This window comes from Veillonella absiana, from assembly GCF_032970865.1.
In the GTDB taxonomy this organism is placed as follows: Bacteria; Bacillota; Negativicutes; order Veillonellales; family Veillonellaceae; genus Veillonella; species Veillonella absiana.
Map to the genome: position 1 here is coordinate 42,974 of NZ_JAWJZB010000001.1, position 25,282 is coordinate 68,255.

The 25,282-nt window shown below is 41.2% G+C and carries 24 protein-coding genes and 1 tRNA gene; 9 read left to right on the plus strand and 16 right to left on the minus strand.

The features are described 5' to 3' along the window. Positions 1-45: 45 nt before the first annotated feature. The 5 genes from dat to RVY80_RS00260 all read right to left on the minus strand — a co-directional run bounded on the left by dat (position 46) and on the right by RVY80_RS00260 (position 5,862). Positions 46-903: a D-amino-acid transaminase gene (dat, locus tag RVY80_RS00240; protein WP_295190361.1), complete on the minus strand. Its 858-nt coding sequence runs from the start codon at positions 901-903 to the stop codon at positions 46-48. Positions 904-1,092: 189 nt separating this feature from the next. Continuing rightward, positions 1,093-1,857 (minus strand): sulfite exporter TauE/SafE family protein, encoded by a 765-nt coding sequence (locus RVY80_RS00245; RefSeq protein ID WP_317329159.1) that lies wholly within the window; start codon positions 1,855-1,857, stop codon positions 1,093-1,095. A gap of 325 nt (positions 1,858-2,182) precedes the next feature. Further along, positions 2,183-3,298, minus strand: a complete 1,116-nt coding sequence (locus tag RVY80_RS00250; protein WP_317329161.1) for an acyltransferase — start codon at positions 3,296-3,298, stop codon at positions 2,183-2,185. A 1-nt stretch (position 3,299) separates the two neighbouring features. After that, positions 3,300-5,045 (minus strand): DUF4127 family protein, encoded by a 1,746-nt coding sequence (locus tag RVY80_RS00255; RefSeq protein ID WP_310746114.1) that lies wholly within the window; start codon positions 5,043-5,045, stop codon positions 3,300-3,302. A 190-nt stretch (positions 5,046-5,235) separates the two neighbouring features. Beyond that, a complete protein-coding gene (locus RVY80_RS00260; protein ID WP_317329163.1) occupies positions 5,236-5,862 on the minus strand; it encodes a trimeric intracellular cation channel family protein in 627 nt (208 codons plus the stop codon). A gap of 240 nt (positions 5,863-6,102) precedes the next feature. Here RVY80_RS00260 and tadA point away from each other — a divergent pair, with 240 nt between their 5' ends. The 4 genes from tadA to RVY80_RS00280 all read left to right on the plus strand — a co-directional run bounded on the left by tadA (position 6,103) and on the right by RVY80_RS00280 (position 9,865). Next, positions 6,103-6,615 carry a tRNA adenosine(34) deaminase TadA gene (gene tadA, locus RVY80_RS00265; protein WP_295190383.1) on the plus strand — a complete coding sequence of 171 codons (513 nt, stop codon included), beginning with the start codon at positions 6,103-6,105 and terminating at the stop codon, positions 6,613-6,615. After that, positions 6,569-6,659, plus strand: a tRNA-Ser gene (locus RVY80_RS00270). Before tadA ends, RVY80_RS00270 begins: the two co-directional genes overlap by 47 nt. 299 nt (positions 6,660-6,958) lie before the next feature. Then, complete coding sequence (locus RVY80_RS00275; protein ID WP_317329164.1) at positions 6,959-8,125, plus strand: MFS transporter; 1,167 nt, start codon at positions 6,959-6,961, stop codon at positions 8,123-8,125. A 336-nt stretch (positions 8,126-8,461) separates the two neighbouring features. Beyond that, positions 8,462-9,865 carry an anion permease gene (locus RVY80_RS00280; RefSeq protein ID WP_295193009.1) on the plus strand — a complete coding sequence of 468 codons (1,404 nt, stop codon included), beginning with the start codon at positions 8,462-8,464 and terminating at the stop codon, positions 9,863-9,865. Between the two features lie 113 nt (positions 9,866-9,978). Here RVY80_RS00280 and RVY80_RS00285 read toward each other — a convergent pair whose 3' ends face one another. Genes RVY80_RS00285 through RVY80_RS00300 form a run of 4 tightly spaced genes read right to left on the minus strand, consistent with a single transcriptional unit; the run spans position 9,979 to position 13,320 of the window. After that, the gene (locus RVY80_RS00285; RefSeq protein WP_317329165.1) at positions 9,979-10,926 is read right to left on the minus strand and encodes an L-cysteine desulfidase family protein; all 948 of its coding nucleotides are present in this window, start codon (positions 10,924-10,926) and stop codon (positions 9,979-9,981) included. A gap of 36 nt (positions 10,927-10,962) precedes the next feature. Continuing rightward, positions 10,963-11,226, minus strand: a complete 264-nt coding sequence (locus RVY80_RS00290; protein ID WP_317329166.1) for a hypothetical protein — start codon at positions 11,224-11,226, stop codon at positions 10,963-10,965. Between the two features lie 33 nt (positions 11,227-11,259). Next, positions 11,260-11,631, minus strand: a complete 372-nt coding sequence (locus RVY80_RS00295; RefSeq protein WP_295190781.1) for a RidA family protein — start codon at positions 11,629-11,631, stop codon at positions 11,260-11,262. A gap of 21 nt (positions 11,632-11,652) precedes the next feature. Beyond that, positions 11,653-13,320 (minus strand): hypothetical protein, encoded by a 1,668-nt coding sequence (locus tag RVY80_RS00300; RefSeq protein WP_317329168.1) that lies wholly within the window; start codon positions 13,318-13,320, stop codon positions 11,653-11,655. Between the two features lie 127 nt (positions 13,321-13,447). Between RVY80_RS00300 and RVY80_RS00305 the strand changes: the two genes are divergently transcribed. The 3 genes from RVY80_RS00305 (at position 13,448) to RVY80_RS00315 (ending at position 16,459) form a co-directional block, all read left to right on the plus strand. Further along, positions 13,448-14,335: a DMT family transporter gene (locus RVY80_RS00305; RefSeq protein ID WP_317329170.1), complete on the plus strand. Its 888-nt coding sequence runs from the start codon at positions 13,448-13,450 to the stop codon at positions 14,333-14,335. 115 nt (positions 14,336-14,450) lie between these two features. Continuing rightward, complete coding sequence (locus tag RVY80_RS00310; RefSeq protein ID WP_317329172.1) at positions 14,451-15,365, plus strand: prenyltransferase; 915 nt, start codon at positions 14,451-14,453, stop codon at positions 15,363-15,365. 260 nt (positions 15,366-15,625) lie between these two features. After that, entirely contained in the window at positions 15,626-16,459 is an 834-nt protein-coding gene (locus RVY80_RS00315; RefSeq protein WP_317329174.1) for a MetQ/NlpA family ABC transporter substrate-binding protein, read from the plus strand. 232 nt (positions 16,460-16,691) lie between these two features. Here RVY80_RS00315 and RVY80_RS00320 read toward each other — a convergent pair whose 3' ends face one another. The 4 genes from RVY80_RS00320 to RVY80_RS00335 are packed head-to-tail and all read right to left on the minus strand — an operon-like array spanning position 16,692 to position 19,721. Beyond that, positions 16,692-17,087, minus strand: a complete 396-nt coding sequence (locus RVY80_RS00320) for a cytidine deaminase (protein ID WP_295190812.1) — start codon at positions 17,085-17,087, stop codon at positions 16,692-16,694. A gap of 9 nt (positions 17,088-17,096) precedes the next feature. Next, entirely contained in the window at positions 17,097-18,398 is a 1,302-nt protein-coding gene (locus RVY80_RS00325) for a pyrimidine-nucleoside phosphorylase (protein WP_317329176.1), read from the minus strand. A gap of 18 nt (positions 18,399-18,416) precedes the next feature. Further along, entirely contained in the window at positions 18,417-19,079 is a 663-nt protein-coding gene (gene deoC, locus RVY80_RS00330; protein ID WP_317329177.1) for a deoxyribose-phosphate aldolase, read from the minus strand. A 12-nt stretch (positions 19,080-19,091) separates the two neighbouring features. Further along, the gene (locus RVY80_RS00335) at positions 19,092-19,721 is read right to left on the minus strand and encodes a 3'-5' exonuclease (protein ID WP_317329178.1); all 630 of its coding nucleotides are present in this window, start codon (positions 19,719-19,721) and stop codon (positions 19,092-19,094) included. Between the two features lie 253 nt (positions 19,722-19,974). On the opposite strand from RVY80_RS00335, the gene pyrF reads away from it, so the two are divergent. Both pyrF and pyrE read left to right on the plus strand, forming a co-directional pair. Beyond that, entirely contained in the window at positions 19,975-20,694 is a 720-nt protein-coding gene (gene pyrF, locus RVY80_RS00340) for an orotidine-5'-phosphate decarboxylase (protein ID WP_317329179.1), read from the plus strand. Then, the gene (pyrE, locus tag RVY80_RS00345; protein WP_295190829.1) at positions 20,691-21,278 is read left to right on the plus strand and encodes an orotate phosphoribosyltransferase; all 588 of its coding nucleotides are present in this window, start codon (positions 20,691-20,693) and stop codon (positions 21,276-21,278) included. The genes pyrF and pyrE overlap by 4 nt, the downstream gene beginning before the upstream one ends. A gap of 152 nt (positions 21,279-21,430) precedes the next feature. Here the strand turns inward: pyrE and RVY80_RS00350 are convergent, their stop codons facing one another. The 3 genes from RVY80_RS00350 to RVY80_RS00360 form a co-directional block, all read right to left on the minus strand. After that, positions 21,431-22,531 carry a S1C family serine protease gene (locus tag RVY80_RS00350; RefSeq protein WP_317329180.1) on the minus strand — a complete coding sequence of 367 codons (1,101 nt, stop codon included), beginning with the start codon at positions 22,529-22,531 and terminating at the stop codon, positions 21,431-21,433. A gap of 449 nt (positions 22,532-22,980) precedes the next feature. After that, complete coding sequence (locus RVY80_RS00355) at positions 22,981-23,670, minus strand: response regulator transcription factor (protein ID WP_317329181.1); 690 nt, start codon at positions 23,668-23,670, stop codon at positions 22,981-22,983. Beyond that, positions 23,670-25,067, minus strand: coding sequence for a sensor histidine kinase (locus tag RVY80_RS00360; protein ID WP_295190836.1), 1,398 nt, complete (start codon positions 25,065-25,067; stop codon positions 23,670-23,672). The genes RVY80_RS00355 and RVY80_RS00360 overlap by 1 nt, the downstream gene beginning before the upstream one ends. Positions 25,068-25,282 lie beyond the last annotated feature (215 nt).

Genomic DNA, 25,282 nt, shown 5'->3' on the forward strand with positions numbered 1-25,282 from the left:
TAAATTCCTTTCAAAGTCCATCTATATCGGAAAAAAGGCTTGCAATCAAGGCAAGCCTTCCTCCATTAATTTGTTCAATGACTCTTGAAGACGTTTTGTAACCTTACCAGGTTTACCATCGCCTACTACATTGCGTTCTAGTTTTGTAATCGGAATTACCCCACCAATAGTATCAGTAAAGAATAATTCATCTGCATCCTCTACAAAGGCACGATCAAACTCCTTTTCAATAACAGTAACACCAATAGAAGGTGCCACGCGAGTTAAAATCATTTGGCGTGTAATGCCTTTGAGGATTTTGTTATCCGCTGGATGAGTATAACAAATTTCGTCTTTCACCACGAATACATTAGAGCAAGCCCCTTCTGTACAAATATCATCGCGGAACAAAATAGCCGAGTAGGCAAATTTCTTTTCTGCTTTTGTTTGAGCCAAGATATTTGGAATCAAATTCGTAGTTTTAATGTCTACATGTAACCAACGTTCGTCAGGTAGGCAAATCGCCTTAACACCGTCTTCGTCCTTGCGAATAGCATCCATGTCTAAGTTTTTAATGTACATCAACATTTGTGGTTCTAATTTAGAACGATCATAGGCATGATGACGTGGAGCTGCACCACGAGAAATCTGTAAATAAATGTAACCATCTTTGATTTCACTTTGCTCACACATGATTTCAAGGAGCTCTGTCAAATCATCAGGTGTCATTTTTACAGGAATATCCATCTCACGCATAGACCGATACAAGCGATCTTGGTGATAGGACCAAGCAAAACATCTCCCATTCACAACACGAGTTACTTCATACACAGCATCACCAAATGTGTAGCCCCGATCGTCGATGCTGACAACCTTTGCACCAGGCTCGACGAATTCACCGTTAAAATACGTTAATTCTTGCATCTGAGTACCTCTCTTCACTATACAATCGCAATCACGAGTCACCCGCGTTGCGGAGAAATCAAATAATATTTATACGACATCATTATATCACAATTCTCAAAAAAATTTCACACTTTAATGAGCGAAAGTTTGAAATTTAAATCCTCTGTACTATTATCTCAATTCAAATCACTGCCATCATGTTTTAAGTTAAATTAATTCCATCAAAGTTTTAACAAAGAATATGGTGAGAACCAGTAAAATGATAGGCCGTACAGAAAAACTTTGCTTTCCAATAAATTGACGTGTCCCTAAATAATTTCCTGCAATACTAAAAAGACCTGCCGTTAATCCCAACATGAGATCAACCGTTCCGTGAGTGAGGAATACATAAAGAGCACCAAAATTAGTGGTTAAATTTGCTGCCTTGGTAATCCCATTAGCCTCTTTAATATTCATATTGGCCAATCCCATGAACGCAAGCAACATAAATGTGCCCGTACCTGGTCCATAAAACCCATCATAAATCCCCATTACCAAACCAATGGCCATACAAATTAGATTTTTATGATTGACGACCTTCCCGCTTGTCTCCTCTGTAGCGCCAAGACTATGACTTCTAAACACATACCAGGATGTTAGTGGAATAATAACGAGCATTAAAATCTTAAAAATGTGGGCATCAATGAGTAGCGCAATATACGCCCCCATCTGAGAACCAATTAAAGCACTAATAACCGCAAACAAAGCTTGTTTCCAAGGTATAAATCCATTGCGTGCCAGTCGCCATGTGGCCAGCGTCGTTCCCATAGAAGAACTCAATTTATTCGTACCTATAGCAAGATGTACGGGCATACCGGTCAATAAATACCCGGGCAGAGAAATAAATCCCCCCCCACCAGCCATGGCATCAACAAAGCCTGCTAAAAATACGAGGGGACAAACTATTAAATACCTAATTAATTCACTATCCATCTACACTATTACCTACCCTTACAACATACGCTACGTCAAGTCTAACCAAATCTACGGGCATCATTCTTTATGCCTGTATGATTCTTACACTTTTGTATGTTTTACGCTCCTGCATTTTATACTTATACATTTCTTATACTTATGTATTTCTTATACTATACTATATATACAACGAATTATCAGTAACATATTTTCATTTTCTGCAAGAAATTAAATCAAACCAAACTTGGAAAAGTCTAGGCAATCAAAAAAGGACAACAACTCACCATGAGCATTGTCCTTTTTGTACTATAGCAACTATAGTATATACAGTTTTTAACTGGCCCTAATGGCCCAACACATATTTCCGCACTGGTTTAGGCAATTGTTGCAGCGCCAATGTCGTTAAATAGGATAGGCACACGGCCACCATATACAACGCAACTACATGCACTACAGTATATGTCCAGTTGATTTTAGCCATCCAACCAGTAAGGATAATTAACCAGAACGGATGGGTAAGGTAAATGCCATAGGATGTATCCCCAATTTGTTCCCAAAAGGCCTTAATGCTGGCATTCATAGGAGATACTTGGAACAAGAATAGGAAAAATACTGTTCCCATACCTGTATAAAATAGCCCCATCGGACTCATTTGATGAACTGTATAAATTGCCTCGAGCAATGTGTAATGCCATTCATCCATGACGTAGTAATAGGCGCCAAGCATCAGTGCTACAGATACAACGAAACCAACGGTAATAAGGATTCGATATTTCCACAATTGTTCACAGATACTTTCATAGCGTTCTGCAAAAATGGCCCCCATAAGGAAGATCCACACATAATGGATGACCCAATAGTTGAGGCGCATATCAAACATATATTTCAAAGCTGGATAATTCGCTAGGTATTTTGTAGCCCAAGCCCCTGCCATGTAGGAGGACCAATAATCCACGCCCACTTGCAGGATAAAGAGTGCCGTTAGCCACACTGCCGCATTGGGTAGTATAGCTTTCACCATCCAGCGCCATAAAGGCATCATCAAGTAAAACCAAATCAAAATGACTAGGAAATAAAGATGATACATGGAGGTGCCTACGAGTAAATTTACAAGGAGTGGTAGGGGCTGAAGATTGCCAAAATTATGCGACATAGCGCCACTATATAGGAGATAGAACAAAGACCACACGATGTACGGCCACAGCACTACTTGAATGCGGCGACTCATAAAGTCCAGGAAGGAGAATTTATCCTCTACGGATGTGTGATAAAACAATCCAAACGCAGATAAGAAAAAGAATGCCGGTACAGCAAAGCGTGACAAGATCTCCAGGACGCTGATGAGTTGCACATTAGCGAGCGGATTTTGTAATGCGTAAGAGCCCACATGGATGCCGATGACACCAAGCATGCAGAGTCCCCGCATATACGTTATCTCTGGAAGAAATGGTCGTTTCATATTATTGTCCCACTGGAGTAGCTGCTGTTGTATTGGCCGCTGGTGTAGCTGATTTACCTGCTGCCGCCGCGTCCGCTGCAGCTTTCAATTTTGCTGCTGCTTCTGCTTTTGCTTTAGCCTCTGCTTCGGCCTTAGCTTTTGCTTCTGCTTCACGTTGTAAGCGCAATTCTTTTTGCAATGGCGCAATTGGTTTATCATACACAGAAATATCGGTCTCGAACAAACGTCCCCAAGGGAATCGTGCTGAAACCGTACGAGGATCGATGCCTAAATACTTTTCAGCAAAGTCTTGAATCCGTTCACCCAAATAACTTTCCAATCGTTCATTCAATTCGCCAGAATAACGCACATTGTCCGTGCGAATTGTATCTTGCATACGATAAATATCTTTACGAATATTTGCTTGATATGCCCAGTTGTCCAAATATTGTTGTGTGAGCATATCCTTATGCCCTTGTGGAGACATTGTTTTAGATAGCAAACCTTGTGCTACTGCATACCCCACCGTGTTACTTGCTGTATTCCATCCGTTATAAGCACCTAATTTATATAGTAAACCTCGTTTATAGAATGACCCTACCAATGTATTATCTGAGCCATTGGAATAGGCAATATCTGCTACGCTCACATCAACGCCTTGATTCAAGGCTGCTTCAATACGATCCACGAAAGCATTGGTACTATTAGAAATCATTGGGAAGTTTTCAAATGCTTCAGATTCACCTGTAGTTGTAGTCAATGGTGTATTCACCGCAAGCAATACATCTGGTTTACCCGATGTTGTCATGGTGCCACCAACGGCTTCAACGTGTTGTGCAATCGTTTTATCAATACTTTGGTCTTCGTAATGAGGCACAGTTTTACCGGCCCCACCTAGCGGATAAATGACCTCAAAACTAGGTTGCACGCTGCTTTCATCCACACGGGAACGAGCCATCAACAAGAGCCCTAACTGATCTGCCCCAGGGAAGCTACCATATTTTGTGATTGGCAAATCTTTTGCATATTTTGTCAAATAACGACCTTCCATGGCAGATTGAGACAAGCTAGAAGTATCATCATGACCTAGCGCAAAATATTGGAATACGTTCTTACGTACTTCATCAATCAAATTACGATTGACAGTCATATTTTTTTGACGACGGTCAAACCAATCTTGTAAATATTCCACTGGTACAGAGGATTGCAATGCCATCAATTGAGATGTTTCCTCAGCTGTGAGTGTGCCTGCGTCCATTTTATCTTGCAAAGCAGCGATTTGGAAAATAGTAGGACCATAATCCCCATAATATGCCGGCTCTGTGCCACCACCACTCGCACGAGGGGAACGCATAACAGTACCAAAACCATAAATTTTCAAATGTTTATTGGCTGCTTTAATAGCTTCGATACGTTTCACCCGAGCCTGTAATGTAGCCATCGGAATATTATGTTTACGAGAATCTACAAGGCCCCCATAAATCAAAGAGTCCGTACTAATCACCATCACATCTGCGCGGCCCGCATTTTGTTCCACCCAATCTAACATTTGATCGGCATAGCCTTGATAGGTTTTACCGGAAATCAAATTTTGTGGTGGGGTCAATACAGTAAAACCAGCATCTTCCGCCGTTTCCACTGTATATTTTAAACTTACTGGACGATCATCTTGTGGTACATATAGCACAGTTTCCGCGTCAACTTGGATTACTGCGCCACCCACTAATGCGGATACCATCAATGCTGTTCGCAACCACTTCTTACTCATTGCATAACTCCTTACTCCTACGACGTCTATTACAATGTCTCTATGATAAAAGCTATCGCTCTCGTCCATTTCATCGACTTCACATGAGACTTATACATTAACTCTCCGTGATGTATGAACGTACTTAGACATTTTATCTCGAATAATTTATTATATCACTTTCACCATTACTATTAAATGAAAAATGTTTTTATCGCACCTTAGGTAAGCTCCAATGAAAATATAATGCTAGCAAACGAATAACTAGTACTACCATAAATGCCCCATAAGCAGGCTCAAAGGTCCAATTGCCATGGCGCATCAAATAATACGCAACTCCCCCAATAATACTTGGCAACGCATACACATCTTCTTTCAGAACAGATGGAATTTGTTGTGCTAACATATCCCGTAAAATGCCGCCCCCAACAGCCGTAATAGTACCTAATAATACAATAAATACAGGTAATTCAGGATACGCCGCATAGCCCACCGAGGCTCCTGTAACGGTAAAGGAAGCTAATCCTAATGCATCAGCCATCATATAGCTACGTCGACTCCACAGCCCCATCACCTGTTTATAATACCGTGTCCGGTAAATAAAGAACACGATAAATGATACGCCACAAACAACGAGCACATAGGCCATACCTTGCAACGAGTTTGGCGGGAAATGACCAACCAGGCAATCCCGAATCACTCCACCACCAATAGCAGTCGCTAATGCCAATACAATAATGCCAAAAATATCCATTTTTTTAGCAACCCCCACTAGGGCCCCAGAAATTGCAAAGGCCACAGTGCCGAGCATATCAAATATATACCACATAATATCCATAATTCACCTATATAGAATCCTACAAAACACAATATAATCCCCATATACTCATTTATATAGCGGCTCTTTTTTGCTCTTTTCTTATCTAGCCGATACGCAAGTACATATGCTAAACTATACTACAGATATTATACATGACCACAAAGAGGTAGTCCATTGGATACAGACATTTTGAACCATAAAATTTCAGGAGTTTTAGATAAGGTACATTCCGAATCACCTACGTTAGAAAACAATGAAATGCGTGCAACGGAATATACCGATGAATATTACATGCAGCAAGCCATCGAGGAGGCAAAAAAGGCTTACGCCGTCGGTGAAATTCCTATTGGTGCCGTACTCGTGCACGAAGGGACCATCATTTCACGCCATCACAATCGGAGAGAGCTCGACCACGATGCAACGGCTCACGCAGAGGTCCTAGTTATCCGTGAAGCCAATCAGTTGCTAGACCGTTGGCGGTTGACTGGATGTACCCTGTATGTTACGATAGAGCCGTGTCCGATGTGCGCCGGAGCCATTATTAACAGCCGTATTGATCGTGTTGTATATGGCGCTAGCGACTATAAGGGCGGTGCCGTTGAATCCCTCTTCAATGTGCTGTCTCACCCAGGTTTAAATCACGAGCCAGAAATTCTAGCTGGTGTCCTAGGTGACGAATGTAGCCAATTAATGAAGAATTTCTTTAAAGACCGGCGTAAATCACGGAGGAGTACCCAAGTGGCTGAAGGGTCCGCACTCGAAATGCGGTAGGTCGGGTAACCGGCGCGAGGGTTCAAATCCCTCCTTCTCCGCCAATAATAAATAAAACACCGTCTACGTTGTAGGCGGTGTTTTATTTATTATGACAGGTTTTCATTACGTACTCCTTTATTCGTTTAAAACATTTATATTATATTTTTACTCATTACATGATTCCCTCACAAGATACCTACCATTATGTACGGTAACTACAAGAGGACATCTTTCATTAATGATTATTTATGATTAAATTATAACATTATTTTCTAAATAAATTATGAAGACCGTCATTCTATTTCCGCATGCACCTTGCTATAATGTAATCATTACTAAATTTTCGGCTAAGGAGACCACTATGAAAAAATCATACATCTATTTTATAACACTATCACATATGATTAATGACTCGTGCCAAAGCATTTTGCCGGCGTTATTACCATTATTTATATACACCTATGGACTCACCTTAGAGCAAGCAGGTTTACTCATTTTGGCAAACACCGCGTTGTCATCATTATTACAACCTCTGCTAGGCTATGTGTCGGACAAGTTATCAGAACCCCGCCTTATTGCCCTCGGTGTATTATTATCAGCTTGTAGTACCGGTGCCATGGGGCTCGTAGATTCCTATCCAGCATTACTCGTGTGCTCCACGATGGCCGGTGTCGGATCTGCCGTATTCCACCCGGAAGGCGCTAAAATTGTGAATCGCCTTGCTGGTACAAACAAAGGTAAAGCCATGGGGACCTTTGCCATCGGGGGAAGTTCGGGATTTGCTATTGGACCTATTTTTGCAGCGGCCATCGCCTATAATATCGGACCTAGCGGTTTAGTAGCGTTCACTGTATTCGGCTTGATTTGGTCCATTGTGTTATTCTTTATGATGCCACGCATCGTAAATCACGCTAACACATTGCAACACTCCCTCGCAGCTAAGAACGATTTACCAAAACGAGAACTCACCAATAACTGGAAATATTTCGGTCTCCTATTTCTTGTCATTCTCGCTCAATCGGTCAACTTCCGCGTCATGAATGCATTTATTCCTATTTTCTGGATTCGTGAGCTTGGAGCCAGCCCTGAACAAGGCAGCTTTGCCCTCACTGTATTCTTTACCATCGGTATTTTCACTACCTATATTGGTGGAATCCTAGCTGATCGATTTGGTCCGGCTCGTACTGTTAAATGGTCCTTATTATTATGGTTACCTGCGGCCATAATATTCCCACATAGCACCTCTATGTGGATGGCATTCCCAGCTATGTTCTGCGTCGGTGTAGCCAAGGCACTTGGTTATAGTCCCGTCGTGGTGCTTGGTCAAAGCTATCTCGCTAAAAGTATCGGCTTTGCCTCCGGCATCACCTTCGGTCTCAGCATGACCATCGGTGGTCTAGTAGCACCTCTAGTGGGAAAACTAGCAGATGCCTACGGTTTAGCTCATGCGCTAAATGTGCTCGTTCCATTTATGGCTATTGGTGCTATCGTCGCCTTCTTCCTCAAGGAACCAGAAAAAGAATATTGATACAATCTTAACGTCCCTGTCAATCGTACAGGGGCGTTTTTCTCGTCCCTATACTTCTGCCTATATAGCGACTCTATTGGTAGTAGTTCCATAGGAGAAATTTACCTTTATATAAAAAATCACCCACATTACAAAAAATCAATATAAATTATCACCCATCAATTTTATTGATAGACACCCCTTTTATCCTTACTTTTTACTAATTTCTTACCCTATTACTGTTATATTAGATAAATCCAAATATATCGATAAACACAAAGTATTTTCTATAAAATAGGACTATACTAATAGTATAAGGTATTTTATTGTAGTATTTTCCAGCAAATGAGGGATATCATGAAAAACAAACTTATCGCTTGGCTAATTCCTATTATTTTAGGTGTAGCCATATGGTTCATGCCAATTCCTGAAGGTGTAAAACCTGAAGCCTGGCATCTATTTGCTATCTTTGTAGCAACTATTATTGCTTTCATTACAGGTCCTGCAAGTATGGGTACCTTGTCAATCCTAGCAATTGTTCTTACGTCCCTAACAGGCGTATTGAAAATCGGCGTTGCATTATCCGGTTTTGCGAACAGCACAATCTGGTTAATCGTAGCGGCATTCCTATTATCTCGTGGCTTTATTAACACTGGCCTTGGCCAACGCATTGCGTATATTTTGATCAAATTATTTGGTAAAAGTCCAATTCGCCTTGCATACACATTATTAGTAAGTGATTTAATTCTTGCACCAGCAACTCCTTCCAATACAGCTCGTACTGGTGGCGTTGTATACCCTATCACTCGTAGTTTGGCATCTGCCTTCGGTTCCGAACCAGATGGCACTCGTCGTAAAATTGGTGCATACCTTGTACAAGTTATTTCTCAAACAAGTGGTGTAACATCTGCGATGTTCATGACATCCAATGCACCAAACCCAATGATTGTTTCCTTAGTTGCGGCATCCTTCGGTATCGCTATGAGCTGGGGTGGTTGGGCAATTGCCGGTTTAGTACCTGGTATCGTTTCCTTGTTATTGATTCCTATCGTATTGTACAAACTCTACCCGCCAGAAATTACAGATACTCGTATGGCTCAGGATCATGCAGAAAAAGAACTTGAGAAAATGGGGCCTTTCAGTTTCGGCGAAAAAATCATGTTAATCGTATTCATCGGTTGTTTAGTATTATGGGCTACTGGCACAATTACTAAAATCGATGCTACAACAGTCGCTCTATTGGGTGTTGTAGTATTGCTATTAACTGGTGTTATTTCTTGGTCTGATGTAAAAAAAGAACAAGGTGCTTGGGATACATTAGTATGGATGGGTACTTTGATTGCCTTAGCTACTCAATTGAGTAAACTTGGTTTTATTCCTTGGTTGGCTGATGTTACAGGCGCTGCTCTTGGTGGCGTTTCCTGGGTTCCTGCCCTCGTTATCCTATTCTTAATTTACTACTATATTCATTACATGTTCGCCAGCTTGTCTGCTCATGCAGCAGCATTGTACATCGCGTTCACAACTGTAGCAATCGGCTGTGGTGCACCGGTGATGTTAACATTGTACTTGTTCGCATTTGCTAATGGCTTGTTCTTACCATTAACTCACTACGCATCCGGTCCTGCTCCAATCTTATTCGGTTCCGGCTATGTATCTCAACCAGAATGGTGGAAACTTGGTTTCATCTTCTCTGTAATTTACATCCTCGTATGGGGCTCCATTGGTTCCATATGGTGGAAAGTACTTGGTCTTTGGTAAGATCACTATCATATTCATAGAATAAGAAAAGCTGCAAAAAATAACTTATCAGGTGTAACAATACACCTAAAATGAAAGTGGCTAGTCACCAAGGTGATTAGCCACTTTTGTATTTAATGCTTCAACATTTCGTTCAATATAACCACATCTGTTTGTTTCATACCCTCACGAGCGATGACACCAATACTTTTAATAGTTTCATCCACGGAATTACAAACGATACCGTCCCCTTTTTCGTAACTCTTACGAAGACGTGCTTGTTTATAACTCATAAATCCACTATCGATAGCGATAGCAATTTTCCCAGCACAAGATGGTTTTGCCCCATCACAAACGATGCCCGATGTATTGGCTAAGCCATTTGATACGGTATCTTCAATAATTTGTTGACTGTCGCCTTTCAAAAAAGCAACCGCTGCCACACCAGCTACACCAGCGCTGACAACACCACAGTAAGCAGATAGTTTACCGATACCAGATTTAATGTACAGTGTTAACAAATTCCCAAAGGCCAATGCACGATACAATTCCTCTTGGGATTTCCCTAATTGCTCGGCTGCCGTGATAATCGGCATGGATACGGTTAAACCTTGATTACCACTGCCAGAGCAAATCACTACTGGCAAGGGACAACCACTCATACGAGCATCCGAACCCGCTGCTGCGCGAGCCTTACACAAGAGTTCTAAGGATGGATTGCTTTCATCCAACAACAATAATTGACCGATGTTCGATCCATAATTATTCCCCATCCCCTCTGCCGAGATAGCTGTATTATAAGTAATTTGTTGCTCTAAACAAGGAATAGCCCCTGAAATATCACCCGTCTGAGCAAAATCGTAAATGGATTGGAAACTCATATCACATGTTTCTGATTTAGCTTTCACCTCAGAATGATGCTCATGAAGTACCTCACCATCACGTTCAACATAGGTTAAATTCGTATGGGATTGTTCAATAATAACTCTTGCCGTATGGTTCTCAGAGGTCATATAAATCTCAATAAACAGATTATCTACGCCCTCTGCCAATTCTACTTGACAAAAATCCGCATCAAGCAAGGCTGCTAATTGCTGACGATGTTCATCAGTAGCCGCCTACAGTACCTCTAGTTCACGTTCAGGTTTGCCCACTAAAGCCCCTAAAATAGCAGCACAAGCAAGGCCCTTACGCCCACCAGAATTTGGTATAGTAACGTTCTTGACGTTTTTAATGATATTCGCACTACAGCGTGCTGTCATAGACGTCGGGCACTCACCAAGCACCGCCACGCTCTTTGCAGCGGCATAAGCTAGGGCAATCGGTTCCGTACAGCCAAAGGCAGGACGTAGTTCTGCTTGCAATAACTCAATATAGTTCATAACCGATCCAATCTATTCTATAAAACTAAGGAATTAAACTTCTGCAATGATTTCGACTTCTACTAATGCACCTAATGGCAAATCTTTTACAGCCACACAGCTACGTGCAGGTTTAGATGTGAAATATTTTGCATAGATTTCGTTGAAAGCTTTGAAATCAGCGATATCCGCTAAGAAACAAGTTGTTTTGATAACTTGATCAAAGCTAGAGCCAGATGCTTCTAATACAGCGGCAATATTAGCCATCACTTGTTCAGTTTGTGCTTCTAAACCACCATCAACGATAGCACCAATGGCTGGATTAATACCAACTTGACCAGAGGCGAACAAGAAACCGCCACTAATCTTTGCTTGAGAATAAGGACCTACTGCTGCTGGTGCTTTATCTGTTTGAATTGTTTTCATGAGACTTCTCCTTTATAAAAATTATTTAATGGAACTTATTAATTGTTCCCATACAGGTTTTACATAATGACGTTCCACATCAGATGTGAGGGTTACAAATAATGTAGGATTACTATCATTTAATACTATTGTACCATGAACATAGAAAGGAAACTGCAATTGTTCTTCCTCTACCATCACCCGTGTGCCCAAGGTATAGGTTGGATATTTGGTACCATACACTTTACGCATGGATTCAGTATCCTCTAAGGTAATTTTTGTATCCTCTTCACCTGGTTTTGAATGCTTAGCTAGGCTATTATTGATACGTTGCTGTGCTTGTGGTAATGCTTGGTTAACGCCTAATAGTATCATTTGTTCCACTATAGGATTCATCTCTACTTTGCCATCAAGATTAATTGGTAATGTTACCTCTGGATGTTTAGCTTGAATTTCTTTCATCGCTTCACGCATATCCACAGCCACCACTAGGGCTGTTTTTTCACCCGTTTCGTCATGGCCTTGAATTTGGTATACATCATAGAGTTTACCGAAGTCTTTCAAGTAGTCTCCCAGCTCTGCAGTCTCTTTAATATCGTCAACCTTATGTTTCTTAACAGCTTCTGTATGGGCTTGTGTTTGGATATCTTTCACCACATCCAACAATGCACTATGGCTAAGTTGTGTTACATCCACTTGACTAGGCACGGTCATTTTACCAGCCAACGTATTAATTTGAGTATCAACTTTCGATAGGATGTTCACCATTTTTGGCATGTTATCAGGCGCCTTAGCAGTTGAGTTTTCAAAGGCAGAGCCTAACTTATTGGACCAGTAATCATAGCTAGTATCATTCATAAAGCCAAAAGAGGTAACATAACTTGTTTTTGTAGGAATCACATAGGCGCGCATGCCCAATGGTGCCACGAATCCACCAAAGCCAATGTCACCACGCAAATCAATGCGATTCGCTAATCCATAGCCACGATCTGTTTTTACACGATTAGAAGCACTCTTCGTAAATTTAAGATCTACTAGTGGCAATAATTCAGCTATATAGGAATACGTCAATTTATCGTCCTCTGTAAGGCCTGGCTTTGTCATCAATTTTTCTTTGAGTTGAGCACGCATCACAGGATCATATTTAAATTCGCTGAAATGAGTATTCACTCTATCTAACTCTGCTTGTGTAGCCTCTCCGCCACTCATTAACAAGGCCATATCAACCATTTCCAGATTTATCGGTGCCTGCCCCGTCGCCTTTGCCTCTTGGTCAAGGAAATATTGGTATGCCTCTTTAGCTATCCCTATATCTCCTAAATAGGCTGTATGATGCCCCAATTTGTCCTCGCCTTGTAATTGATAATATTGAGGTACGCCTGTATAGATTGGGCCTGTATATGGTGTAAATTTAGAACCAACTTTTTCAGAGAATTTCTTATTTAAAGAGTCACGCACTTGACTTTCAATGCCTTTAATAATTTCTGCCTCGGTCTTATGTCCGTATTCATCCTTATCATACATAACGGTACTTAGACTTACTGCTTTCACATCAGCACCTAAATCCACAGATGTTCCATCAGATAATTTGATTGTGTCTGCCATAGCCACAGAGGACATACATACGGTCATAGTTGTAGTACATGCTAATAGTATTGCTTTCTTACGTAGTTTTTTCATAAACGCACCTACACCTTCCAAATCTCTCATTCATACTGTTCTATCAAGCATTCTAGTCATAATTATACACCAATTTAAGAGGTTCTCTCAAATTTACATTTCTTACAATCTACTATACAATAGTGTATATTATTGTAAGAATTATAGGAGGCTTCATATGTGGCAAGCTCGATTTTGTTTATTATTAACCGCACTCATCTGGGGTTCTACGTTTATTGCACAACGGATGATAGCCGATATCATCAACCCTACCGGCTATAACGCGGTCCGTTTTGCCCTCGGAGCCCTGGCTCTATCACCATTACTCTTTATAATGAAAGATAGTACTCCCACCGCAAAACCAAAATTTAATATTTACTGGGCCAGCCTACTATTAGGATTATTCCTCTGCATGGGGGCTAGTCTACAACAATTTGCCATCGCCTATACAACGGCAGGCAAAACCGCATTCATCACGGGCCTATACATCGTGCTTGTACCACTAACTGGATTATTCTTGGGCCATAGCTTCACCGTTTATTCCGCCATTGGCGTGCTCCTCGCTCTTCTCGGCGCCGGATTTATGACGTTCAACGAGGCTTTCACCATTTCCTGGGCCGATGCAATTTTATTGCTCAGCACCGTATTCTGGGTTGGTCATATTTTATTATTAAATACGTTCACGAAACAATATCCTTCATTTCGATTGGCCTTCGGGCAATTCGTGGCATGTGCCGCATTCTCCTTTATTTATACACAAATAGACTCACCGATTACCATTGGTGAAATCGAGGCAGCATGGCTACCAATTCTATGGGGCGGTCTACTATCCGTATCCATCGGCTATACGGGGCAGCTCATCGGGCAACGCAAGGTACCGCCTACAGAGGCCTCCCTATTAATGAGCCTTGAAATGGTCTTTGCCGCCCTCATTGGCTACCTCGTGCTGGGCGAAACATTAACCTCCCGTGAATTATGGGGCGTATTTTTCATCAGCATCGGCGTAGTTCTAGCGCAAATCCCATGTCCCTGGGCCATTCCCCCTATTGTAAAAGCATCAAAATAGATTAATTCTATGTTCTATGCCGTCATCCTCTACAGGCTCTTACTCATGCGTCACTGTAACAGCTGTTTAATCTGATGATGGCATACTCTATTTTAATATATTATGAGGAGCTCTCATGTTAATCTCTGAAATTATCCCTTTAATGCGCCCCCGTACATTAGCAGCCGCATTCAGTCCCGTTTTTATTGGGGCCACTTTTAGTTATTATGCCTTTGGCGCCGCCCATGGCACAGGGCTCGCCCTATTCCATTCCCTATTAATCTTTCTAGCCGTTGTATGCGCTCAAATCGTAGCTAATATGTGGAATGAATATTGCGATTTTAAATCAGGCCTCGATCATGGGCAAAAAATCGGTAATGCTGGATCTGTTACACGTGGAGCTATTTCCATGAGTTTATTATTAAACCTCATCAAAGGTTTTACTGTAATTCCACTACTTATCGGCATATACCTGTCAGCTACCATAACTTGGTGGTACATTCCTGCCGGCCTGCTCTGCATCTTGATTAGTTTCTTGTACTCTGGCGGTCCTAAACCAATTTCTCGTACACCTTTTGGGGAAATTGCCTCTGGCCTTGCTATGGGCTTAGCCATCGTGTTGATTACAAGCTATGCCTGGACACGCGAATTATCTTGGGCACTATGGATTCCAGCTATTCCTTCCATTTATTTGGTAGGTGCCATCATGTTAACGAACAATATTAGAGACTATGAAAATGATAAATCCCATGGTCGTCGCACATTGCCAATCGTCCTCGGCCGTGACCGCGCCCTCAACGTAATGAGCACTGGTTACTTCTTTATCTACATGTGGTTATTCGCCTGGATCTATCAGGGCAATATTCCTATCACATCCCTCTTGGCTCTGCTCTCTGCCATTCCTGCCGCTAAGGTAGTATCCATCCTCGTTCGTAATGATGATGTATTCAAGCTAGACAAGGCGATGAGTTTTACAGCCATGGCCTCCATCCTTTATAACATTTTATGGGGTATTGGCCTCATTATCGGGAAATTCATACTTTCCCTGTAATTCACTGCCATGATACAGTAACCTTTAATTTCATATAGTATTATTGAAAGCCCCATTCACTTGTAATGGGGCTTTCACATTGTCATATATGATATTCGTTAAACTTATAATTCACAAAATAGATATAGCAATATCCTATAACCGACTATAAGTATTTACAGTTAGTAGAACCCTGTAAAATTTAGTAGTATATTGTCATTGAGAAAAAACGTTATACAGTGTTATCGAGCCAGTCTCGATTAAAGTAAGGAGATGTTATAATGAAGAAAATTTTAGCATTAGCAGCAACAGTAGTGTTAGGCGGGGCTCTATTACTCAGCGGTTGTGGCAGCGATAAACAAGCTGACAAAGCAGCTGCTGGCTCTAACGGTGGCAAAGTGGTATTAAAAGTAGGGGCAACACCAGTACCACATGCTGAATTATTAGCACAAGTAAAACCAATTCTTGAAAAAGAAGGTGTGGATTTACAGGTGGTAGAATTCACTGATTACAATACACCAAACTTGGCATTGAACGATAAGGAATTAGATGCAAACTTCTTCCAACACGTTCCATACCTTGAAGAATTTGCTAAAGGTCACAACCTTAAATTAGCAGCTGTTGGTAAAGTTCACGTGGAACCAATCGGTTTATATTCTAAAAAAGTTACTGATATCAAACAATTGACTGATGGTGCAAAAATTGCGATTCCTAATGACCCAACAAATGGTGGTCGCGCTTTGATCCTTCTAGACAAAGCTGGTCTTCTTAAATTAAAAGACAACAAAAATATCGCTAGCACAAAAGCTGATATCGTAGAAAATCCACATAATTACCAAATCGTAGAATTGGAAGGAGCACAATTACCTCGTAGCTTCGAAGACGTTGATTTAGCAACAGTAAATACAAACTATGCCTTAGAAGCTGGTTTGAACCCTGCTAAAGATGCATTAGTATTAGAGGATAAAGAATCTCCTTATGCTAACATCATTGCTGTTCGTCAAGGCGATGAAAATCGTCCTGAAATCCAAAAATTGGTGAAAGCACTTCAAAGCGAAGAAATCAAAAAATTCATTGCTGAAAAATACAAAGGTGCTATCGTTCCAGCGTTCTAATCGGCACTCTCATCCGGTATAGAATAGATTCACTCACCAAGCCATGCAACTTCTATCTGATGGCTTGGTACTCCACACCATATAAGGTTAAACAAAAAGACTCACCGACGGGTGAGTCTTTTTGTTATGTAAATACAGTTCTACCATATAGGCAAATCCATGTCCAGACTATTTCTAGACTATATATGAGGATATGCTATTTGTATATTGAGCTCTTTGCATATTGAGCGATTTATAAATCCTTTGGACCAAAACTCAATGGCAATAGTTCATCTAAGGTATACACCTGCGTATGCCCTTTAAGATTAGTCAAGATAATGGTCGGTATATTAAACTCCACCATCACCTGACGGCATGCACCACAAGGGGCACATGGACCTTCTGTATCAGCGATCACAGCAATGGCTTGAAATAGGCGATGACCTTCGGATACTGCCTTGAAAATAGCGGTCCGTTCAGCACAGTTCGTCATACCAAAGGAAGCATTTTCAATATTACAACCTTGATACACCGTACCATCCTGACATAGCAAGGCAGCGCCTACGGCAAAGTTAGAGTATGGGCTATAAGATTGTTCTCTCGCCACTGTGGCGAATTGTATAAGTGTATTGATTTCTTCGCTATCCATTGAACCTCCTTACTCTACCATGCCTAAAATTGGATTTTGTAACTCTACCGGATCTGCACCAATCGTCAAGGCTTGTACATATACATCAGCTGCACGTTCAAATAAGGATTCATCATTAGCATATAGCGTCGCCAATATTTCCCCTACTTGAACTGCATCTCCAGTTTTCTTTGCCATTACAATACCGGCTCCAAAGTCGATGGTATCTTCCTTAGTGGCACGGCCTGCCCCTAATTGTACTGCTGCCAACCCGATTTCTTCAGTTTGCATATGTTGTATATACCCGCACTTTGTGGCCTTAATATCATAGGTATATGTTGCGCCAGGCAATAGGCTCGTATCATAAATGACCTCTCCATTACCGCCTTGAGCGATAATCATGTCTTGGAATTTACGAAGTGCACTACCATCGAAAAGGGCTTGCTTTGCCTTCGCTAAACATGCATCATAAGTGCCTAAATTAGATAATTCTAGCATATGAGCCGCCATGGTGACACATTCGTGTTCTAAATCACTAGGACCATGACCAGATAATGTCTCGATGACTTCCTTTACCTCTAGGGCATTCCCAATGGATACACCTAATGGGCAATCCATATCGGTTAATAGAGCTTTCATACGACGACCATTATGTTGACCAATGCGCACCATGACTTCCGCTAGGGTATGGGCATCATCGATGTTTTTCATAAAGGCCCCACTGCCTACTTTCACATCCAGCAAAATCGCATCACTACCAGCAGCGAGTTTTTTACTCATAATAGAAGATGCGATTAATGGGATACTTTCAACAGTGCCCGTCACGTCACGAAGGGCATAGAGTTTTTTATCGGCCGGCGCCAATTCACCGGATTGACCGATGACGCTGACACCTATTTTACGAACCTGACGAAGAAAGTCTTGTTCATCCATCTCCACGCGCATGCCCGGAATGGATTCCATTTTATCCACTGTGCCACCCGTATGACCGAGGCCACGGCCAGACATTTTTGCCACCTTACCACCGCAGGCCGCCACGAGAGGAGCCAATACAAGCGTTGTTTTGTCTCCTACGCCGCCTGTACTATGTTTATCTACCTTGATACCATCAATGCTTGATAAATCCACCATGTCACCAGATTTGGCCATAGCCATCGTCAATGTGCCAAGTTCTCGATTCGTCATGCCTTGGAAGTAAATAGCCATCAAGAGTGCACTCATTTGGTAATCGGGAATGATTCCGCCTACGTAACCGTCGATGATGGCCTGAATCTCTTGATCCGCCAGCTCGCCGCCATTACGTTTTTTCACAATCATGTCGTACATTCTCATAGATCTGCCCTCAAATTATTACACCATATCATCAAGACGATTCTTCAATAGACCTACGGCGGCACTTGCACCAATACGAGAGCAACCTAATTCTAAATAGGCCACCATATCTTCCACCATACGAATACCGCCAGCAGCCTTGATTTTCACCTTAGCACCGATATGCTCCTTAAATAAGGCTACATCTTTAATTGTGGTACCACCAGTGCCAAATCCCGTAGAGGTTTTAATATAATCGGCACCAGCCTCGGTCACAGCCTTGCACATTGCTATTTTTTCGGCCTCTGTTAAATAGCACGCCTCTACGATGACCTTTAAAACATGGGTACCGCAGGCCTTTTTCAAAGCACGGATTTCCTCTGTCACCTTACGATAATCACCATTTTTCACATCAGTCACATCGATAACCATATCGATTTCGGTAGCACCTTCGGCTAAGGCTTGGCGCGTTTCTGCCAATTTCACTTCTGTTGTTTGATACCCCAGTGGGAATCCCACTACCGTACAAATCACTAAATCAGGGTATTCATCAGCCACGCGTTTAACATAATTAGGCGGAATACATACAGAAGCAGCCTTATAGGCTACGGCTTCATCGCACAAGACCTTGATAGCATCCCAGGTAGCATCAGGTTTCAATAAGGTATGGTCAACTTTTGAAAGTATGTCTCTTCCGTACATAGGAGTCTCCTTTTAGAAAAATGATAATTGTTCTGGTTCAGCAGGCTTACGTAATTCCTCTTGGGCTGCTCTATTTTTGTCATCAATGAATGGTTCTAATGGTACACCAGTTTTCCGGAGCAAATCCTCTAATGATGTAGCACCTTTCAATTTGGCTGCCTCAATGGCAATTTTAGTGCATGTTTCTGCATCATCTAATGCATAGTGATGTTTAAATTCCACCCCCAAATAAGACCCTATTGTATTCAATCTATGATTTACAAGATCAGGCCACACCTTGCGGGATAATTTCACGGTACATGCATAATCGAGCTCTGGCCAAGGAATCTTGTAATGATCGAGTGTAGCACGCAATACACCAATATCGAATTTAGCATTATGGGCAATGACAATTTTACCTTTTAAATGGTTTTCATAAATACGGTCCCACAATGTATCAAATGTAGGCTCGTTTAACACGTCCTCCATTTGAATGCCATGAATCTCGATACATTCTGGATCAAAACTCATAAATGGCGGTTTTATGAGGCTATACGCCTTTTTTACTATCTGTCCATCCTCAACGGTTACAATCGCCAAGGAACAGGCACTATTTTTAAATTTATTAGCTGTTTCAAAATCTATAGCAGCAAAGTTTAACATAGTTATCCTTTCTATCATAATTTTATTCTATTTTGCGAACACCCTGTTGATATCCACTCTCTAATTATACCACTAAATCAATCGTTTTCGATAAACAAATGCTCCTATTAGTCACCTCATGGGGAAATTTGTGCACATTAACTCAGAAAAATTAGAACCCTGATTTATGAGCTTTCATTCATATAATTATTGACAGTATCCCTAAAAATATGTGAAAATTATTAAGATATAGATGTACCAAGGAGGTTATGGCATGGCAGATGATAGATTAATTGTCGCTCTTGATGTATCAACGATGGATGGAATGAAACAAATTGTGTCCTCTCTCGGTGATTCCGTCAGCTTTTACAAGGTAGGTATGGAATTATTCTATGCCGAAGGTGAGCAAACGGTTCGTTATTTGCAAGAGCAAGGCAAACACGTGTTCTTGGATTTAAAACTCCACGATATTCCTAATACAGTCGCTCATGGCGTGTCCTCCCTAACAAAATTGGGTGCGAATTTGATTACCCTTCATTGCCAAGGTGGCCCTGTGATGATGCGTGCGGCGGCCGATGCCGTTCGTGAAAGCTCCGAAAAACTCGGCGTAGAACGTCCGTTGTTATTAGGCGTAACTGTATTAACTAGCTTTGATGACGAAGCGTGGTCTGCAACAGGTGGTCAATTACCAATCGCTGATCAAGTGATTCGTTTAGCAAAACTAGCTAAAGAGTCTGGTCTTGATGGCGTCGTAGCGTCCCCACTAGAGGCTAAACTCATCCGCGAAGCCTGTGGCCCTGATTTCCTCATCGTCACACCTGGTATTCGCCCTAGCTTTGCTGCTACGAATGACCAAAAACGTATTTCTACGCCAGCTAGCGCATTACAAGATGGTGCCTCTCTCCTCGTTGTGGGTCGCCCAATCACCCAAGCGGAACAACCACAAGAAGCCGTTCGTTTAATTATTGAAGAAATGGAGACCGTATCCAAATGATGACAGAACAAGAAGTAAAACAATTACTAATCGACACACAAGCAATTTTAGAAGGTCACTTTCTTCTAACTTCTGGCCTTCACAGCCCAATGTACGTAGAAAAATTCAACGTATTACAACATCCAAAATACACTGAAAAACTTTGCCAAGAATTGGCTGAACGTTTCCGCGATCAAAATGTAGAACTCGTTATTGGACCAATGACTGGTGGTATCCTATTGGCTCACGAAGTTGGTAAAGCTCTTGGCACACGCGCTATCTTCACAGAACGTGAAAAAGGCGTTATGACACTTCGTCGTGGCTTCAAAATCGAACCAGGCACTCGCGTATTAATCGTTGAAGACATCGTTACAACTGGCGGTTCCGTACAAGAAGTTGTAAACGTAGTTAACAACAGCGGCGGCGAAATCGTTGGTGTAGGCCTTCTAGTTAATCGTTCCGGTGGCAAAGCAGAATTCGGCGTACCTCACGAAAAAGTACAAGCATTATTGAACCTTACTGTTCCAACATACAAACCAGAAGAATGTCCTCTATGCCATGACGGCGTAGCCATGACAGAACGTGGTAGCAAACACATTAAATAAAATATCGGTGACGGTAAAAGGCGCCCCTCTCACGAGGAGCGCCTTTTTTGTTGCTGTATTGTTTCCTGTACTTTATGTTGCTATGTTTTTGTTGCACTTTATATAGTTACGTTAGTGAAGCATGTGCTTTCACCAAGATAACCGCACAGTTACTATTTACTTGTCTGTGACAATGTCACATCCTTAGTGAATGTCTGTCCATTACGTTTCGCCGTAATAGTAACAGTATCACCCGGTTTTAATGTATCCATCACCTGACGAAGTTTCATGGATGTAGTCACATCTTTGCCATTGATGAATGTAATGATATCGCCACGGCGAAGTCCCGCATTAGCTGCTGGACCAACACTATCTAATTGAACGATGGCAAGGCCATTACCGCTGAAGGCTAGATTATTTTGAGCTGCTGTTTCCTTGTCGATAGCCCACACACCAAGGTATGGACGGATTACATAACCATTTTTAATGATGGATTCAATAATCGGTTTCGCCTCATTGATTGGGATAGAGAAGCCCATCCCCTCTACACCTTCTTGGGCAATTTTCGAGCTATTAATACCGATTAAATCACCGTCTGCATTGAGCAAGGCACCACCGGAGTTACCGGGGTTAATAGCGGCATCCGTTTGAATCAATGGGAAACGTTGGCCACTTTCATCAACAGTACGAGCCAAAGCACTAATAACGCCGCTCGTTACGGAACCTTTGAATTCAAGCCCTAGTGGATTACCGATGGCAATAGCTGGCTCGCCTACCTGCAATGTATCAGAATCGCCGATCGTGATTGGTTCAATATCGGGTGGCGGATTGATTTGCACCACCGCCAAATCGGTGGACGTATCTTTGCCGATAACCGTACCGTTTACAGTTTCACCATTAGACAATGACACCGATACTGTTGTGGCATCCGCCACCACATGGGCATTCGTTACAATATGGCCTTCCTTGTCGATGAGGACGCCAGAGCCCACACCTTCACCAACGAATACAGCCCGATTAAACATGTCTTGTTGGTACACCTTAGTGGTAATGCCGACAACGGCGGAACCAGATTTTTTAGCTGCTTGCACCACATAGGTATTGCGCGCACCAGATAACTCGGCATTTGCCGCCTTACGTTGTGTACTTTCTGTTTTTACTTGCGGATTCTGCGTACCCGACTGTATTTCAGAATAAATGCAACCTGCACCCACCCCCAACACTGCCGCAATACACACCCCTGCAATTGCTTTTTTTAAAGAAATTCTATTCATATGTATACTCCTCTTTATCTATACGTTAACAGCAGATGAGAACCTTTAAAGGAATTATAATCTGTTACAATATAACACCTAGCTTGTTAACCCAACTGTTGATACATGAAATATAGTTCTTCTTCATGAAAACAATGTGAAATACATAAAGGCCGCTCACCACACTGTGAACGGCCTTTATGCATATAGTTTGAGAGCGTAAGGATATGTTGAGAGAGAGCCTTTCATAAGAAAAAGAGAGAGAGAACTTGTTAAGAGAGAGAAGTTTTAGTGTACACTTTTTCTTAATCCAGTAATATACCTTACAACACTTATAGTATACCGCGATAACTTAAATTATTAATTCTAAACTTTAAAAATCTTATAAATCGTACATTATATATATATATAATCATAATAAGTAGCGGTATAATGATTGTCCCACCTGGGTTTCTAGATAATTCTATAAATTATACAAATTTATAACCCACGCCCCATACAGTGACGATATGTTTGCAATCAGAAGGATTTGCTTCCACTTCTTCACGTAGGCGGTTAATATGTACGGCTACTGTTGCATAATCACCATAGGATTCAATGCCCCATACACGTGCATATAATTCTTCTTTACTGAATACAATATCTTTGTTGCGCATCAAGAATTCAAGCAATTGGAATTCTTTCTTTTTCAAATGTACGTCTCTTTCGCCAATCCAAACTTTCATCATTTTGGGATCAAGACGAATTTCGTCAATTTGAATCGCATTCGTATTCATAGTTTCACGATTCGTTAAACGTTTGTATTGTGACAACATCGCTTTGATTTTTGCAATCAATACACTTGGAGAGAATGGTTTCTCGATATAATCATCGGCACCTAAACCCAAGCCACGAATTTTATCGATGTCATCAAGTTTTGCTGTTACCATCACGATAGGCACCATAACTTTGTCACGGATTTGACGACATACTTCAAATCCATCCATCCCTGGCAGCATAACATCAAGAATAATCAAATCTACTGGTTCTTCTGTAGCTGCACGAACGCCTTCTTCACCAGTATTTACTACTGTTACATCATAACCAGCAACCATTAAATAGTCGCGTTCAATATTCGCAACATCCAAATCATCTTCAATAATTAAAATGTGTTCACTCATTAGTCTACCTTTCCCATTGGAAATTCCAGTATAATTCTCAACCCATGGGGTTTGACGTTCTCAATTGCTACATCTCCGTCAGATACATCCATAATTCTACGAATAATGGATAGGCCTAACCCACTCCCCTTTTGAGAATTCGTTCTTGATGGATCCACTCGATAAAATGGTCTCATCAATCGTTCTAACGATTCTGGCGGAACCCCTGGTCCATCATCACTTAACATACACACGATTCTATCGTTCTTTCGAGCTACATCAATGACACAATGTCCGATGTCAGCTGTTTTATATTTAGCACTATTGTTCAACACATTCTGAATAACACGCTGCAATAATTGTGGATTTACTTTAATGAAAGCATCCTTTTCGGCATTTACTTCTATTTCAATCCCTCGCGTCTTATAGTGTGGTGCATTTTCCTCACAGAAAACTTGAACAAAGCGACCTAAATCAATTTTTTGTTTTGGTCTAGACTCTTCCTTGTACTCCGCAGTCGTAATGAGGAATAACTCCTCTAACATGGATTCTAAATCATTAGCACGTTTTAGAATAATTTCCATATATCGACTACGTTGTTCATCTGTTGGAGCTATACCGTCTCTAACACCTTCCGCATAAGCCTTAATAGCCGTCAACGGAGTTCGTATATCATGAGAAATGCCTGCTAATAACTCTTTTTGTTGTTCTTGTTCAATTTCAATTTGATGATTAGCTTCCTCTAACGATATATAGGCTGATTCTAAAGATTCATTGGCCGTTTCTAAAGACTTATTAGCAGTCTCTAAGGACTTAGTCATACTCTTAACATGAATCATCAAGAACTTTGTCACAAAAGAGTTCAACAAATAAAACGACAATAGCAATACCAATAATGCTACTATCATGATATACACAGACACTGATTCTAACAAGTCATTATTACCGCCAATACTCTCTTTAGCAGAGAAAATATATACGTAATTGTGATTGTCGGTCCTACGTCGGCCTTCGTACACATTGGTTTCATTAGATTGATACATAATACCAACCAACTCTGGGTTTACATCTAATAAGCCCACAATGGCTGATGAATTATAAATCCCAGGATCACCATAGCGATAGATTACGCGTCCTTTATCAAGGACTTCTATATATACTTCTTTTGGGTCAAATAGACCATATGAATAATCAACAATATACTGTGCATCACGATTCTCCAAACCATAAAACGTCAATGGTTCTAGTACCCGTGTCACTACTTTCAATGTCCGCTCTGTTTCTATTCGATAATAAAATCCTGCATTAGCTAATAATTTTAACCCCAAAAAATAGGATAATAACAGCACCAACGCAATCAGAATAGGAACGACAAACATTACAATGTTTAATATCCATATACGACCTTGTAGTTTCAAACGCTTGTTACCTCATATAATTATTTAATCAGTATACATTATAGTTTAAGCTATTTATATCGCAATTAGCAAGTTATCTAGGTAAACTTATACTAACCCTAAACTAAGTATATACTGATTTTCAAAAAACACCTACTATATCGGCCGCATAGAGCAATTATATACTACTATCAATAGTATAAAAAGCACCACAGCAAGCTGTGGTGCTTTCACAC

What these genes read in the sequence shown, in the direction of transcription:
- RVY80_RS00310 (WP_317329172.1), top strand. Translation starts at nt 14,451, where the DNA reads ATGTTAATCTCTGAAATTATCCCTTTAATGCGCCCCCGTACATTAGCA.
- RVY80_RS00305 (WP_317329170.1), top strand. Translation starts at nt 13,448, where the DNA reads ATGTGGCAAGCTCGATTTTGTTTATTATTAACCGCACTCATCTGGGGT.
- dat (WP_295190361.1), bottom strand. Translation starts at nt 903, where the DNA reads ATGCAAGAATTAACGTATTTTAACGGTGAATTCGTCGAGCCTGGTGCA.
- RVY80_RS00245 (WP_317329159.1), bottom strand. Translation starts at nt 1,857, where the DNA reads ATGGATAGTGAATTAATTAGGTATTTAATAGTTTGTCCCCTCGTATTT.
- RVY80_RS00260 (WP_317329163.1), bottom strand. Translation starts at nt 5,862, where the DNA reads ATGGATATTATGTGGTATATATTTGATATGCTCGGCACTGTGGCCTTT.
- RVY80_RS00250 (WP_317329161.1), bottom strand. Translation starts at nt 3,298, where the DNA reads ATGAAACGACCATTTCTTCCAGAGATAACGTATATGCGGGGACTCTGC.
- RVY80_RS00275 (WP_317329164.1), top strand. Translation starts at nt 6,959, where the DNA reads ATGAAAAAATCATACATCTATTTTATAACACTATCACATATGATTAAT.
- RVY80_RS00280 (WP_295193009.1), top strand. Translation starts at nt 8,462, where the DNA reads ATGAAAAACAAACTTATCGCTTGGCTAATTCCTATTATTTTAGGTGTA.
- RVY80_RS00300 (WP_317329168.1), bottom strand. Translation starts at nt 13,320, where the DNA reads ATGAGAGATTTGGAAGGTGTAGGTGCGTTTATGAAAAAACTACGTAAG.
- RVY80_RS00255 (WP_310746114.1), bottom strand. Translation starts at nt 5,045, where the DNA reads ATGAGTAAGAAGTGGTTGCGAACAGCATTGATGGTATCCGCATTAGTG.
- RVY80_RS00295 (WP_295190781.1), bottom strand. Translation starts at nt 11,631, where the DNA reads ATGAAAACAATTCAAACAGATAAAGCACCAGCAGCAGTAGGTCCTTAT.
- pyrF (WP_317329179.1), top strand. Translation starts at nt 19,975, where the DNA reads ATGGCAGATGATAGATTAATTGTCGCTCTTGATGTATCAACGATGGAT.
- tadA (WP_295190383.1), top strand. Translation starts at nt 6,103, where the DNA reads ATGCGTGCAACGGAATATACCGATGAATATTACATGCAGCAAGCCATC.
- RVY80_RS00290 (WP_317329166.1), bottom strand. Translation starts at nt 11,226, where the DNA reads ATGAACTATATTGAGTTATTGCAAGCAGAACTACGTCCTGCCTTTGGC.
- pyrE (WP_295190829.1), top strand. Translation starts at nt 20,691, where the DNA reads ATGATGACAGAACAAGAAGTAAAACAATTACTAATCGACACACAAGCA.
- RVY80_RS00325 (WP_317329176.1), bottom strand. Translation starts at nt 18,398, where the DNA reads ATGAGAATGTACGACATGATTGTGAAAAAACGTAATGGCGGCGAGCTG.
- deoC (WP_317329177.1), bottom strand. Translation starts at nt 19,079, where the DNA reads ATGTACGGAAGAGACATACTTTCAAAAGTTGACCATACCTTATTGAAA.
- RVY80_RS00335 (WP_317329178.1), bottom strand. Translation starts at nt 19,721, where the DNA reads ATGTTAAACTTTGCTGCTATAGATTTTGAAACAGCTAATAAATTTAAA.
- RVY80_RS00350 (WP_317329180.1), bottom strand. Translation starts at nt 22,531, where the DNA reads ATGAATAGAATTTCTTTAAAAAAAGCAATTGCAGGGGTGTGTATTGCG.
- RVY80_RS00315 (WP_317329174.1), top strand. Translation starts at nt 15,626, where the DNA reads ATGAAGAAAATTTTAGCATTAGCAGCAACAGTAGTGTTAGGCGGGGCT.
- RVY80_RS00355 (WP_317329181.1), bottom strand. Translation starts at nt 23,670, where the DNA reads ATGAGTGAACACATTTTAATTATTGAAGATGATTTGGATGTTGCGAAT.
- RVY80_RS00320 (WP_295190812.1), bottom strand. Translation starts at nt 17,087, where the DNA reads ATGGATAGCGAAGAAATCAATACACTTATACAATTCGCCACAGTGGCG.